This is a genomic window from Myxococcus sp. CA039A, assembly GCF_013336645.1.
GTDB lineage: Bacteria > Myxococcota > Myxococcia > Myxococcales > Myxococcaceae > Myxococcus > Myxococcus llanfairpwllgwyngyllgogerychwyrndrobwllllantysiliogogogochensis.
Window position 1 is genome coordinate 1 of sequence record NZ_JABUMQ010000328.1, and the last position, 12,587, is coordinate 12,587.

At 69.9% G+C, this 12,587-nt stretch carries 12 protein-coding genes and 1 pseudogene; 4 read left to right on the top strand and 9 right to left on the bottom strand.

From position 1 onward, the window contains the following. From HR086_RS38090 to HR086_RS38115, 6 genes and pseudogenes are all read right to left on the bottom strand, one after another. Positions 1-213: pseudogene (locus tag HR086_RS38090) on the bottom strand (hypothetical protein); the annotation flags it as partial. Then, complete coding sequence (locus HR086_RS38095) at positions 210-539, bottom strand: NADH-quinone oxidoreductase subunit K (protein WP_174457769.1); 330 nt, start codon at positions 537-539, stop codon at positions 210-212. The pseudogene HR086_RS38090 and the gene HR086_RS38095, both read right to left, overlap by 4 nt. Next, complete coding sequence (gene mbhE / locus HR086_RS38100) at positions 536-1,468, bottom strand: hydrogen gas-evolving membrane-bound hydrogenase subunit E (RefSeq protein WP_174457770.1); 933 nt, start codon at positions 1,466-1,468, stop codon at positions 536-538. Before mbhE ends, HR086_RS38095 begins: the two co-directional genes overlap by 4 nt. Then, the gene (gene mnhG / locus HR086_RS38105) at positions 1,465-1,779 is read right to left on the bottom strand and encodes a monovalent cation/H(+) antiporter subunit G (protein ID WP_141642528.1); all 315 of its coding nucleotides are present in this window, start codon (positions 1,777-1,779) and stop codon (positions 1,465-1,467) included. Before mnhG ends, mbhE begins: the two co-directional genes overlap by 4 nt. Next, positions 1,776-2,066 (bottom strand): monovalent cation/H+ antiporter complex subunit F, encoded by a 291-nt coding sequence (locus tag HR086_RS38110; protein WP_141642529.1) that lies wholly within the window; start codon positions 2,064-2,066, stop codon positions 1,776-1,778. Before HR086_RS38110 ends, mnhG begins: the two co-directional genes overlap by 4 nt. Beyond that, positions 2,059-2,541, bottom strand: coding sequence for a Na+/H+ antiporter subunit E (locus HR086_RS38115; protein WP_174468082.1), 483 nt, complete (start codon positions 2,539-2,541; stop codon positions 2,059-2,061). Before HR086_RS38115 ends, HR086_RS38110 begins: the two co-directional genes overlap by 8 nt. 317 nt (positions 2,542-2,858) lie before the next feature. On the opposite strand from HR086_RS38115, the gene HR086_RS38120 reads away from it, so the two are divergent. Further along, positions 2,859-3,680, top strand: coding sequence for an alpha/beta fold hydrolase (locus tag HR086_RS38120; RefSeq protein WP_174457772.1), 822 nt, complete (start codon positions 2,859-2,861; stop codon positions 3,678-3,680). A 15-nt stretch (positions 3,681-3,695) separates the two neighbouring features. Here HR086_RS38120 and HR086_RS38125 read toward each other — a convergent pair whose 3' ends face one another. Continuing rightward, the gene (locus HR086_RS38125; protein WP_174468083.1) at positions 3,696-6,425 is read right to left on the bottom strand and encodes a N,N-dimethylformamidase beta subunit family domain-containing protein; all 2,730 of its coding nucleotides are present in this window, start codon (positions 6,423-6,425) and stop codon (positions 3,696-3,698) included. A 325-nt stretch (positions 6,426-6,750) separates the two neighbouring features. Here HR086_RS38125 and HR086_RS38130 point away from each other — a divergent pair, with 325 nt between their 5' ends. Next, complete coding sequence (locus HR086_RS38130) at positions 6,751-7,554, top strand: alpha/beta fold hydrolase (protein ID WP_174468084.1); 804 nt, start codon at positions 6,751-6,753, stop codon at positions 7,552-7,554. Then, positions 7,551-10,052, top strand: a complete 2,502-nt coding sequence (locus HR086_RS38135) for an ATP-binding protein (protein WP_174468085.1) — start codon at positions 7,551-7,553, stop codon at positions 10,050-10,052. The genes HR086_RS38130 and HR086_RS38135 overlap by 4 nt, the downstream gene beginning before the upstream one ends. 1 nt (position 10,053) lies before the next feature. On the opposite strand, the gene HR086_RS38140 is transcribed toward HR086_RS38135, so the two are convergent. Together HR086_RS38140 and HR086_RS38145 are read right to left on the bottom strand one after the other, a co-directional pair. Beyond that, positions 10,054-11,724 carry a condensation domain-containing protein gene (locus tag HR086_RS38140; RefSeq protein WP_174468086.1) on the bottom strand — a complete coding sequence of 557 codons (1,671 nt, stop codon included), beginning with the start codon at positions 11,722-11,724 and terminating at the stop codon, positions 10,054-10,056. 207 nt (positions 11,725-11,931) lie between these two features. Further along, positions 11,932-12,186: a hypothetical protein gene (locus HR086_RS38145; protein ID WP_174468087.1), complete on the bottom strand. Its 255-nt coding sequence runs from the start codon at positions 12,184-12,186 to the stop codon at positions 11,932-11,934. A gap of 5 nt (positions 12,187-12,191) precedes the next feature. Here HR086_RS38145 and HR086_RS38150 point away from each other — a divergent pair, with 5 nt between their 5' ends. Next, the gene (locus HR086_RS38150) at positions 12,192-12,542 is read left to right on the top strand and encodes an FAD-dependent monooxygenase (protein ID WP_174468088.1); all 351 of its coding nucleotides are present in this window, start codon (positions 12,192-12,194) and stop codon (positions 12,540-12,542) included. Positions 12,543-12,587: the final 45 nt, after the last annotated feature.

The window sequence follows — 12,587 nt, forward strand, 5'->3', positions numbered from 1 at the left end:
GATGCCCAGCGGTGCGCCCCACCCTCCCAATTGCTGGCGAAGCACTCCCTGCGTGGAGACCTCCCAGGCCACCAGCGATGACGCGATGAGCGTGGCCACGGAGGCCACGCCCGCGACCAGGCGCACCCCCGCGCGCCCCACCAGCAGCGCCAGCACCGCACCCATCAGCGGAAGCGCGACGGGCCACGCCATCAAGGCCGTGTCCGCCATCATGGACCTTCTCCGCCGGGGCCTGGCGGTCGCTCGGAAGCCCGTGCCTCCTGGGCGCGGAGCCGGGCCATGCGTCGAGCCAGGGCCACGCCCAGCGCCGTCGAGCTCACCGACACGACGATGCCCGTGAGCACCAGCGCGTGGGGCACGGGGTCCGGCACGCCCGACGGCGCGCGCCGTGCCAGGGCGACCAGGACAATCAACACCCCGGAGCCCGCGATGTTCGAGGCGAGGATGCGCTTCACCACGTGCTGATGGGAGAAGAGCCCCACCAGCCCCACGCTGAACATCGCCACGCCCGACAGCGCGTAGACGGCCCACGGGTTCATGGCTCGCCCTCCGCTCCCGCTCTGGGGGGACGCGTGCCTGGGAAGAACATCAGCAGCACCATGGCGATGGTGACCGTCAGCGCCAGCTCCACGACGAAGATGAGCGTGCCCGCGTATAGCCTCGGGAGTTCCAGCAGACTCCTCCCGGTGAACAGCGGCGCCACCGCCACGCCGATGAAGAGCATGGGCCCGGTGAGCAGCGCCCACCTCACCTGCCAGGAGGACATCCGGGGCGGCCCCATCCGCATCGTGAGGAGGGCCACGACGCCGCCTCCCGCGAGGATGGCGCCCGCCTGGAACGCCCCTCCTGGTCCATGGTCCCCCACCCACACCAGGTAGCCCGCCACCAGCAGCAGGGCCGGTATCATCATCCGGAACAACTCTCCGGTGAGCGGGTCATCTCCAGCGTCCGGGGTGGGCCGCTCGCTGCGCGGATTCACCGCCCGCGCCCCCAGCGCGGCCACCAGCAACACCGCGATTTCCAGCAGCGTGTCGTAGCCCCGGAAGTTCAGCAGCACCGCCGTGACGGGGTGCTTCACCCCGCTTTCCTCCCGCCGCGCCTCCACCAGCGGCCCCAGCCCCGGGCTGTCGGCGGGAAGCGCGAGCACGGCCCACCCGAGCATGAGCGTGGACGCGGCGACCGCCAGCAGGGCCCAGGGCCTGCGCCGGCCCCGCGCGCGAATGTCGGGCGGCGTCTCCTCCGTCCAGCTCAACGTGTGCATCAGCAGCGCGCCGGTGAGGCCCGTGCCCACCGCGGCCTCCACCAGCGCGATGTCCGGGGCCTCCAGCCTCGCCCAGCCCAACGCGGACAGCAGTCCGAACGCGACGAAGAGCACCACCGCCTGGGACAGCGACTCGGTCCGCAACACCAGCCACGCCAGCAAGGGGAGGCACAGCGCGAGGACCCCATCGAGCAGCACATCCATCATGGCTCCCGCCGTCCTCCCCAGGGCGCCGCGCCCCTGCCACGGAGCGCCGCGCGGGCGATGAGCTGGCAGGTGAAGGCGCTGGAGATGAGGACGAAGAACCAGACGAGGAGCAGCTTGAGCGCCGTCGCCCACGAGCCCGACTGGAGCGCCAGCCCCACCACCACCAGCCCCAGGCCCAGGTTGTCGACCTTGGTGAGCGCATGCAGCCGGCAATACACATCCGGGAAGCGCAGCACGCCCACCGTGCCCGCCAGACAGAAGGCGCCGCCGCCGAAGAGGAACGCCGCGGAGAGGAAGTCCAGGGGGCTCATGGCCTCGGCTCCTTGTCCGAGCCAGGGGCTGCATCGCTCCCCACCGCGAAGCGTACGAAGGCCACGACGGTGACGGGCGCCAGCAGGGCGAAGACCAGGGCGACGTCACGCAAGGCATCCCTGCCCGCATCCGCCGCGAGCAGGATGAGGACGCCCACGCCCGTCGTCCCGAAGAGCTGCGCCACGATGAAGCGGTCGGTGACGGTGGGACCGCGAATGACTCGCACCATCCCCGCGAGGATGTTCAGGAGCAGGAAGAAGGCCAGGCCCGTGCGCAGCTCATGCATGCGCGGGCTCCGGCGGAGGCAGCCCCAGTCCGAAGAGTCGCGACACGCGCCACTCCAGGTTCTTCAACTCGTGCTGGATGCCCTCGCCCCGGTCCACGAGCGAATGCACCACCAGTTCGTCCCCGAGGACGTCCGCGTTCAACGTGCCCGGCATCAGGCTGAGGGTGATTCTGAACACCATCTGGGGCGCGCCTCCGGGCAGGCTCATCCGATATCGGACGAACACGGGAGAGATGGGCATGCTCGGCGCGAGCGCGCGGCGCGCCACATCGAAGCCGCCGTGGACGGAGCCCGCGAGGAAGTAGCCGGCGAAGCGCACCACCTCCGTGAGTCGCCACCCGTAGCTTCGGGGCGGACTCAGCAGGAAGCTCACCACCGACACCGTCGCGACGACGGGCACGCCGAAGATGAAGCTGCTCGGGTCTCCGTCACATAGGGCCCACCACGCCATGCCCACGAAGACGACGCGTGCCACCGCGCTCTTCCAGGCGCCCGCACGGAACCAGGACCCCACCTTCTGGAGCCCCCCCGTGTTCCTCCGTGTCTTGCCTGCATCCCCTGGGTCCACGGGTCAGGACCCTAGTGCCAGCCCCACGGCCCACGTCGGACCGAGTCAGCCTCCGCGTTCGTCACCGGACGCTTACCGGACGCAGGGACTTCGAGACGACTGTCGCGCTGTGAAGCCGCCATCCCCCGACAGGGGGACCGCGCTCCGCCCCGCCCGGGGGTGGGGAGCCCTGGCGTCGACGGCTAGCGTGACTCCATCGCAGTCATCCCCTCGGAGTCACGCCCATGAGCATCATCACGACGAAGGACGGAGCGCGCATCTATTACAAGGACTGGGGCAAGGGTCAGCCCATCGTCTTCAGCCATGGCTGGCCGCTGAGCTCCGACAGCTGGGACGAGCAGCTCTACTTCCTCGGCTCCAATGGCTTTCGCTGCATCGCGCATGACCGCCGTGGCCATGGCCGCTCCACGCAGACGTGGGATGGCAACGACATGGACACCTACGCCGACGACCTCGCGGCGCTGCTCGACACCCTGGACGTGAAGAACGCCATCCTCGTCGGCTTCTCCACTGGAGGCGGCGAGGTGGCCCGCTACATCGGACGGCATGGGACGAAGCGCGTGGCCAAGGCGGTGCTCGTGGGCGCGGTGCCTCCGCTCATGCTGAAGTCGGCCGCCAACCCCGGCGGACTGCCCATCGAGGCCTTCGACGGCATCCGCGCCGGAGTGCTCGCCGACCGCTCGCAGTTCTTCAAGGACCTCACCACGCCCTTCTACGGCGCCAACCGCCCGGGCTCGAAGGTCTCCCAGGGCGCGCGGGACGCGTTCTGGCTCGCGGGCATGCAGTGTGGCCTCAAGCCGGCCTACGACTGCATCAAGGCGTTCTCCGAGACGGACCTCACCGAGGACCTCAAGAAGTTCGACGTCCCCACGCTCATCATCCATGGCGACGACGACCAGATCGTCCCCATCGGCGCGTCGGCGCACCTGTCGTCCAAGCTCATCAAGAACTCCACGCTGAAGGTCTACGCTGGCGCGCCGCACGGTCTCTCCGTGACGCACCGGGAGCAGTTCCACTCGGACCTGCTCGCCTTCGCGAAGTCCTGACGTCTTCGCCACGACTCAGGGCGTGCCCTCCCCGGTCACGCCCACGCGAATGACCTGGGTGGTGGAAGCACTCACGCCCCTGCCATCCGTCGCGGTGAGCGTGACGGTGTAGCGGCCCACCTGGGTGTAACGGTGCTCCAGGTAGGCCGCGTCGGACGTCGTGCCGTCGCCCAGGTCCCACCGGAAGCGCTGAAGCCAGCCCCCTGGGTCCGTCGTCGTGCTCGTCGTCGCATCGAGGAACACGTCCAGCGGCGCGGAGGCACCGGAGAAGGGACCTCCGGTGATGCGTGGCACCGGACGCGGGCCTCCGCCGCTCGATGGCGCGAGCAGCTTGCGAATCGTCGACGCGCCCTGGTCCACGACGAGCACGTCTCCGTTCGGCAGTCCCGCGACGCCCGTGGGCAGACTGAAGGTCGCCTGCTCGGCGGCGCCGTCCCGCGCGCCATGCGCCCCCGTCCCCGCATAGGTGCGCACCTGTCCACCGACGAGCGCGCGGATGCGCTCGTTGCCGGTGTCCGTCAGCAGCAATCGCCCGTCGACATACGCCGCGCCCAGCATGGGCAGGAACAGCGCCGCGCCTCCCGCGCCATCCGCGAAGCCCCCTGTGACGGCTCCGGCCACGGTGGAGGTGGTGAAACTGGCATCCATCGCCACCCGCCGGATGAGCCGGTTGCCCGTGTCCACCACCCACAGCGCGCCCCCGCCGAAGGCCACCGCCGTCGGCCGATGGAAGCGGGCCTGCGCGGCGGGGCCGTTGGTGCTGCCCGAGCCCCGGGCGCCAATCACCGTGGTGACCTTCCCTTCCGGAGAGATGCGCGCGAGCCGATGGTTGAAGGTGTCCGTCACGTACAGGTCCGCGCCCGCGAACGTCACGCTGCCAGGCGTCTGGAAGCGCGCGGCGGTGCCCACGCCATCGCTCTTGCCCTGTCGTCCGTCCTTCGAGCCCGCGAAGGTGCTCACCGTCCAGCGTCCATCCCGAGCGATGCGGACGATGCGGTGATTGCCCGTGTCCGCCACGTAGAGGGTGCCATCCGGGGCGATGGCGATGGACTCCGGCGAGCGCAGCGCCGTCGTCGCGCCCGGCCCCTCTCCCACGCCCGGCGTCCCCGTGCCTGCGATGGTGGTGACGGTGCGAGCCTCGTCATTGGCGATGCGTCGCACCGCGTGGTTGCCCGTGTCCGCCACGAACACCGTGCCCGTTCCATCCACGGCCACACCCACGGGCCTGCGGAAGCGCGCCTGTGACGCCGGGCCATTCACGAAGCCTTCCTGGAACGCGCTCCCGGCGAACGTGGAGACCCCGGCGGACTGGCCCGTGCGGTCCACGGGCCGGGGGTTCCGCGCGCCGAAGGTGTCCCCGTCGAGCGTGGGCACCAGGCCTGCCTTGCGCATCACGTTGTCGGTGATGCGCTGCACGCGGAGGTCGGCGAAGTGGGGATGGGACAGACCTTGAGACCAGGAGATGCCGCCACTGGAGAAGACGAACGCGCCGGAGGGTGCGGTGTAGAGGCCGGAGGTGTGCCAGTTGGGCTCGCCCTTGTTGCTGATGGCCGGGGACTGCGCCAGCGGGATGAAGCCCGGGGGAGAAGCGCCGTTCGTCCACGCGCGGTCGATTTCGTAGCCGACGACGGCGGGGATGGAGTCACCCTGCGCGAGCCCCGTACCCGCGAAGGGCCAGGCTCCGGGCGTGCGCACGACGTAGGGCTGGGGAATGATTCCCCACGCGTCGGACATCACCCCCACGAGCCCGTTCTCCGGCTCACCGAGCAGCGCGTTGCGCCAGCGGACGGTGACGAGCGGCGTGCCCGCGAGCGGGTCCTCCGCGCGGGCCTCGTCCTTGTAGCAAACCTGCTTGCGCCGCGACGCGCCCGCGGTCGAGGACTCCAGGCGGATGAGCCAGCAGCTCGTGTCACTGCCGAGGAACGCCAGGTTCACACCTGACGCGAGCGCCGCGTCCACCGCCGTCCGGGCCGGGCGGGACCAGTACTCGTCATGCCCCACCGAAAGGAACAGCCGCTGCCCCAGCAGCAGGGAGGGGTCCCTGTCCACGTCGACATTGGTGACGTAGGACAGCTCGTAGCCTTTCGACTCGGCCCACAACACGAAGTTGTGCGTGGCGTAGAAGTACTCACCCGCGCCATTGCCATCCACGTAGGGCCGGTCGAACGAGACGACCTTGGCGTGGCCTCCCGACAGCCCCAGTGAGTCGCTGTAGAGGCTCTCGCCGCCCCAGGCGTTGTAGGCCTGGAAGGTGGTGAACGGAATCTGCAGGACGCCCGTGTTCTTCCGCTCGTCCGCGCGGACGACGAAGATGACGTAGGACTGGGGCCCGTCGTCGCGCCGCAGCTTGAGCAGGTAGACGCCGCTGGGCCAGCTCGCCTGCGTGGGGACGGTGAAGCTGGTGGGCCAGCGGCACTCGACCAGTCCCGTCGTCCGGTCCGCCACGGGCGTGGGCTGGGAGCCGATGGTGATGGGGCCGCCGGACGCCATCTTCCGGGAGCCGGTCCCCCCGTAGTAGCCCATGCGGAAGAGTTCCCAGCTCACGGGGCGCGCGCCGTCCGTGCGGACGTGGATGTCAATGGACTCGCCCCGCTGCACGCTGGTCGCTCCGGCGTATCCCTCCAACTGGGCGCCCGTGGCGGTCTGGCTCAGCCTCCACTCCGTCGTGCCGGGACGACGTGCCTCTGGGCCTTCCGGAGTGACCAACATCATGCCCACCATCATCAAGACGATTGCCAACCCCATGCGCGCACCCCTCCCGCGCCCGTTGTCATCGCCGACCAAATCCCTCTCAATCCGTCCTGCCCTCGAATGGGCGGCCGCCAACAATGGCGCCTCACTCTGTGCCGGGGCTGACGGGACGAATGTCTGACATGGCCGACCGGGCACGGGCCTCGCGTCGCGCGCGCTTGCCCTGGCGTCAATGACACCCACGTTTCCCGACCCAATGCGGGCTCAGGGGTTTCCACGAGGTCGGGTGGGTCAGCGCGACACTTCGTTGATTGGTCGACCCGTGGGCATGCGGGGCTGGTCGGCGCTGACGTGGTGCCTGGCTTAGACTGCGCCAGCCATGTCCAAGACGGTCCTCACTCGAAACAATGTGCAGGTCGTCGGCAGGGGCGACGACGTGCTCGTGCTCGCCCACGGCTTCGGCAACAATCAGAAAGCGTGGCACAACCAGGTGCGTGCCTTCGAGGATACGCACCGCATCGTCCTGTTCGACCATGTGGGCGCCCTGGGCTCGGATTTGGAGGCCTACAGTCCGCATCGCTACGCGAGCCTGGAGAGCTACTCGCTGGACTTGATTGAGGTGCTGGAGGCCGTCCAGGCGCGCGATGTCTTCTACGTGGGCCACTCCATGAGCGGGATGATTGGCCTGCTGGCGGGGCTGGTCCGTCCGGAGCTCTTCCGCTCCATGCTCTTCATCAGCGCGTCGCCGCGCTACATGAACGCCCCCAACTACCTGGGCGGCTTCGAGCGGCCGGACATCGACGCGCTGTACGAGACCATCGAGAAACACTTCGACGCCTGGGCCAGCGGCTTCGCGCAGGCCGCCGTGGGCCCCTCCGCGACACCCGAGATGGTCCGGGCCTTCTCCGAGTCCCTCGTCGCGCTGCGACCCGACATCGCCATCGGCGTGATTCGCATCATCTTCGAGTCCGACTTCCGCGAGCAGGTCGCCCGACTCACCATTCCGGCCTGGGTCGTCCAGCCGCTCAACGACTTCGCCGTCCCGAACAGCGTGGGCGAATACCTGGCGAAGAGCCTGCCCCAGGGGCAGCTTCACCACGTCCCCAATCAGGGACACCTGCCGCACCTGACCGCGCCCCACGAGGTCAACACGCTCATCGCCAAGGCACTCGCCGCCTCGTGAGTCTGTCGCGGAAGGATGCCTCCGACCCGGGTGAGCCCCCGGGACCACCGAGCGTGGACCCCTCGGTGACGGAGCTGATGGTGGCCTCGGTGAAGGCCCTGTCCCTCCGGGATGGCGGTCAGCTCGCGAGGGTGCTGGAGGTGGTGCGCCAGGCCTGTCGCGCGGACGTGGCCGTCAGCCTGCGCCGCATCGACGCTGTCACGGTCTTCGAGCTGGCGGGCACCCCCGCCACGCGCCCCCGGCTGGCCCACCTGGGAGAGCTGCTCTTCCGAGGGGTGCTGGGCGAAGCGGAGTGGCGCTTCTTCGAGCCGAGCCCCACGGACCTGGCGCTTCCGGCGCCCCTGCGCGGGGCCATGGCCGTGCTGCCGTGGCAGTCCGTCGATGACCGCAAGGGGGGCCTCGTCCTGCTTCGCCAGGACCCCTCGCCCTTCACGTCCACCGAGCAGGAAGCCCTCCGGGCCTTGTCCGGGCTCCTGCTCACCGCCGCGCGCGAGTGCGATTTGGAAGGCGCGACGGAGACGCTGCGCGCGCGCGTGGACTCCATCACCGACGCGGTGCCCTGCGGGCTCGTCTTCCTGGAGCAGAACCGCGTGGAGACGTGGGTGAACAAGCCGGGTGCCACGCTGCTCGGCCTTCCGGAGGGACAGGTGGCCGCCCACCTCATGTCCCGCGCCATGGCCACCCTGCGTGAGCGCGCGACGAACCGCGCGCGAATCGAGGAGCGGATGGCGCGCATGTTCGACGGCAGCGAGCCGGAGCTGCGCAACATGCTCTGGCACTTCGAGTCACCGCACCAGACGCTGTCCGTCTCCTGCGTCCCCGCGCGCCGAGGCTCCGCGCGCGGCCGGCTGTGGGCCTTCCTCGACGTCACCGAGGCCCAGGACGCCCTCTCCGCGATGGGCGAGAAGAACGTGGCCCTGGACGCGGCGCGCGCGGAGGCCGACGCGGCCAATGCCGCCAAGTCCAGCTTCCTGGCCAACATGAGCCACGAGATTCGCACGCCCATGAATGGCGTGCTCGGCATGGCCCAGCTCCTGCGCGACACATCGCTCACCGAGGAGCAGAAGGAGTGCGTCGACGTCATCCACACCAGCGGCGACGCGCTCTTGCGCCTCATCAACGACCTGCTCGACTTCTCCAAGATTGAAGCCGGCGCCTTCGAACTCGACAGTCAGTCCTTCTCGCTGCGCCAGGGCATCAAGGAGTGCATGGGACTGCTGAGCCCCCAGGCGTCCACCCGGGGGCTCTACCTGCGGCACTCGGTGGACGAGGACGTGCACGACGCATTGCTTGGCGACAAGACGCGACTGCGGCAGGTCATCGTCAACCTGGTGGGCAACGCGCTCAAGTTCACCCACGAGGGCGGCGTCTCCGTCCACGTCTCGAAGGGAGAGGCGCCCCCCGACGCCGAAGCGAAGAGCTGGCCGTTGCGCATCACCATCCAGGACACGGGCATCGGCATCCCCACCGAGCGAATGAATCGGCTCTTCCGCTCGTTCAGCCAGGTGGATGCGTCGACGAGCCGCCACTACGGCGGCACGGGCCTGGGGCTCGCCATCAGCCTGCGGCTGGCGGAGATGATGGGCGGCACCATCCGCGTCCAGAGCACCGTGGGCGTGGGCTCCATCTTCACGCTCGAAGTCGTCCTCAAGGAAGGACAGGTGGTCCCCACGCGACCCACCGTCGAGCTGGACGGCACCCTGGGCAAGCGCCTGCCGCTGCGCATCCTGTTGGTGGAGGACAACCCCATCAACCAGAAGGTCGGCCTGCGCCTGTTCAAGAAGCTGGGCTACGAGGCCGACGTCGCGGGCAATGGCGAGGAGTCGCTCGGCGCGCTGGAGCGCGAGCCATATGACGTCGTCTTCATGGACGTCCACATGCCCCAGATGGATGGCCTGGAGGCCACCCGGCGCATCCGCGCGGACGCGCGGCGCTATGGAAACCCTCGCATCATCGCGATGACGGCGAGTGTCATCCAGGGAGACCAGGAGCTGTGTCTCCAGGCGGGGATGAACGACTTCGTGACCAAGCCCGTGGAGGCGTCGGTGCTGGTGGCGGCGCTGGAGAACGCGGCGGAGGCACCTCGCTTCGCACCGCCTCCCGCGCCCCCCGCCGTCGCGTTCGACCCGGCCGCCTTCCAACGACTGGAGCTGCTCACCGGCCCGGACCGGAGCGAACTTGCCACGCTGGTGCGCGACTTCCTGCGCAACGCCGACAAGCACCTGTCAGCGTTCCGTCTCGCCCTGGAGGAGAACGACGCGGCCGCGCTGACCCGGCACGCGCACAGCCTGCGCTCCAGCGCGGCCCTGTTCGGCGCGGCGCGCCTCTCGCGGACCTGCGAGGAGCTGGAGGCCCGCTCACAGCAGGAGCCGCCGGAGCACCTGAGCGCGCAAGTGGACTCCGCCCTGCGCGACTTCGAGGAGGCCCGCCAGGCCTTGATGGAGGCCGTGCCCGAGGCCTGTCCCGTGGGGACACCGCCTTCGGACTCCAGCGCTTGAGTCACCCGAACGGCGCGGCGACCCCGGGAGGCAGCAGGTCATCGAGCCGCGCATCGGGCGTCTCCACGACGCGGCCCAGCAGGTGGCGGAAGCGCTCCGCGAGCTGTTCGACTTCCACGGGCTTGAACACGTCAGCGGCGTACTCGAAGGCGCCCCGCAGGCCTCCCTCGTCCTCGCGCAACAGCAACGTCAGCTCATGGCGGGCCGTGCCGGGGACGGACGCATCCGGCGTGTCCGACAACAGCGTGCAGCACAGGCCGGGAATGGTCAGCTCGAAGGTGGCCAGACTCTCGAACACGCATGCGGCCCGCACCCTCGGCGGCGCGCCCCCGGCGTCGCGGACGTGCCGCACCACCTCGTCGAACGGCAGCTCCTGATGACTCAGGTCCTCCGTGGTGCGGACGCGGTGGCGCGCCAGCAACTCCCGGAACGAGGGGTTGCCCGTCAAGTCACACCGGAGCGCCACGGTGTTGGCGAGATACCCCACCACGTCGCGAAGCTCGCGCCGCCCCCGGTTCGCCACCACGGTGCCCAGCAGCACATCCTCCTGGCCCGCATGCGAGCGCAGCAGCACGGCGAAGGCGGCCGAGAGGGCGGTGAACAACGTCGCGCCTTCCCTGCTCGCCAGCGCCTTCCAGGCCGACGTCAGGGCCACGGGAACCTCGAAACAGACCAGTCCTCCCAGCCGCGGGTCCTCGGCATCGGCGTTCCTCGACGCGAGCGTCAGGGCGGGCACCCCGTCCAGCCGCGCGCGCCAGTACTCACGCTGCCGCTGCGCTGCCTCTCCGGAGAGCCACGCATGCTCCCAGCGCGCCACGTCCGCCACCTGACGCGACGGTGGGGCCAGCGGCGATGGCACCCCCGCATGGAAGACGCGATACAGGGACGCCAGTTCCCGACCGAACACGCCGAGCGAGGACCCATCCGTGATGAGCTGATGCTGCGTCACCAACAACACATGGGTCTGGTCCGCCAGCACGACCAGGGCCGTGCGAATCAGCGGTCCGGCCTGGAGGTCGAAGGGCGTGCGCCCCTGCGCCTCATGGAGTGTCCGGAAGGACGCGGAGCCCAGCGCTCGTCCCAGGTCCCCGTCCAGTTCCGCGCGCAGGTCCACGACAGGCATCTCCAGCCGCGACGGTGATGCCACCACCTGCGTCAGCCGCCCGTCCTGTTCGTGAAACGTCGTCCGGAACGACTCATGCCGTCGCACGATTTCCTGGAGGCTGAGCCTGAGGGAGTCGACATCCAGCGGACCGTCGAATCGCAGCCCCAGGTGGACATGGAAGCGAGCACTTCCCGACTGGAGCTTGTTGAGTCGCCAGAGCTGCTGCTGGCCCAGGGACGCGGGAGTCGCACCGCCGGACGCCCACGTCGACTCGGTGGACTCGCTCGGAGGTGCCTGGGCGAACAGGTCTCCCGGCGAAGCCAGGGCACGAGCCAGGGCTTCGATGGAGCGCTGCTCCCAGAGGAAGGACAGGGTGAGCGGCAAACCCAACCACTGCTCCAGGTCATGCGCCAGGGAGATGGCCCCCATGGAGTCGAGCCCCTGCTCCACCAGGGGACGCCGCGTGTCGATGGAGGCCGCGGGCATCTGCCAGTAGAGGGCGAGCCACTCCACCACCCAGCCCTCGATGGTCACATTGTGAGCAGGCAGCCGGGATTCGTTCTTCACGCAAGCACTTCCACTCCAGTTGAGGTGGGTGCGTGACCGGGCGACGTCAAGGACTGCTTCCAATAGTCTGACATTCAGGCGTGCACGAGCAGACGCGGCCCGCCACCGGGCGTCACCTGCCAATCCCTCCCGTTCCGATACACGCGCGCCCAGGTGCTCCACGGTCCAGGGTCGCTGTCGAATGCCTTGCGGAAGGCCCCGCGCGGCTCACCGTGCCTGGCGAAGCGCGCGTCGAAGTCGGAAGTCCACCAGCGCGTCCACCGCCCGGGCCACCTGGGGAAAACGCGGCGTGGCGAACGCCCGCATCCGCTCGGCCACTGGAGGGCCCTCGCCCTGCTGAGCACCGAAGGCCTGCTCCTCGATGGTGAACCCGAGCACGTCATCGAGCAACGCGAAGGTGGCCTGGCCCGCCTCCTGCCTCGCCCTCACCCACGCGCACGGCGACGCCGTCATCGTCCCCATGGGGGATGGCATCGTCGCGGACGCCCGGCGCGAGCACACGCCCCTCAAGCAGCCGCTCCCCCCTGGACGAGCTGCGGGCGAGCCTCACGCGCGTGGCGGGCTCCGACTTCGGGATGCGAGAGCCCCGGTGGCTGTCGCGCTTCGGCAACGAGACGCGGCTGGCGGAGGCGTACCGGCAAGGCCGCGTGCTGCTCGCCGGTGACGCCGCTCGCCGAGCACCTCGGAGGACTCGATGTCGCCTACCCGGACGCGCCCGTGCCTTCGCCCCACCGGGCCCTGCCCTCACCGCCGGGTTGGACGGGCGGGGGCCGCGCTTCGCGGGCAGGGCGGCCCCCGCCCGGCCAACCCGGCGGTGAGGGCAGGGCCCGGGGGGGCGAAGGCACGGGCGCGGCCGGGTAGGC

What these genes read in the sequence shown, in the direction of transcription:
- HR086_RS38095 (WP_174457769.1), bottom strand. Translation starts at nt 539, where the DNA reads ATGAACCCGTGGGCCGTCTACGCGCTGTCGGGCGTGGCGATGTTCAGC.
- mbhE (WP_174457770.1), bottom strand. Translation starts at nt 1,468, where the DNA reads ATGATGGATGTGCTGCTCGATGGGGTCCTCGCGCTGTGCCTCCCCTTG.
- mnhG (WP_141642528.1), bottom strand. Translation starts at nt 1,779, where the DNA reads ATGAGCCCCCTGGACTTCCTCTCCGCGGCGTTCCTCTTCGGCGGCGGC.
- HR086_RS38110 (WP_141642529.1), bottom strand. Translation starts at nt 2,066, where the DNA reads ATGCATGAGCTGCGCACGGGCCTGGCCTTCTTCCTGCTCCTGAACATC.
- HR086_RS38120 (WP_174457772.1), top strand. Translation starts at nt 2,859, where the DNA reads ATGAGCATCATCACGACGAAGGACGGAGCGCGCATCTATTACAAGGAC.
- HR086_RS38125 (WP_174468083.1), bottom strand. Translation starts at nt 6,425, where the DNA reads ATGGGGTTGGCAATCGTCTTGATGATGGTGGGCATGATGTTGGTCACT.
- HR086_RS38130 (WP_174468084.1), top strand. Translation starts at nt 6,751, where the DNA reads ATGTCCAAGACGGTCCTCACTCGAAACAATGTGCAGGTCGTCGGCAGG.
- HR086_RS38145 (WP_174468087.1), bottom strand. Translation starts at nt 12,186, where the DNA reads ATGGGGACGATGACGGCGTCGCCGTGCGCGTGGGTGAGGGCGAGGCAG.
- HR086_RS38150 (WP_174468088.1), top strand. Translation starts at nt 12,192, where the DNA reads ATGGCATCGTCGCGGACGCCCGGCGCGAGCACACGCCCCTCAAGCAGC.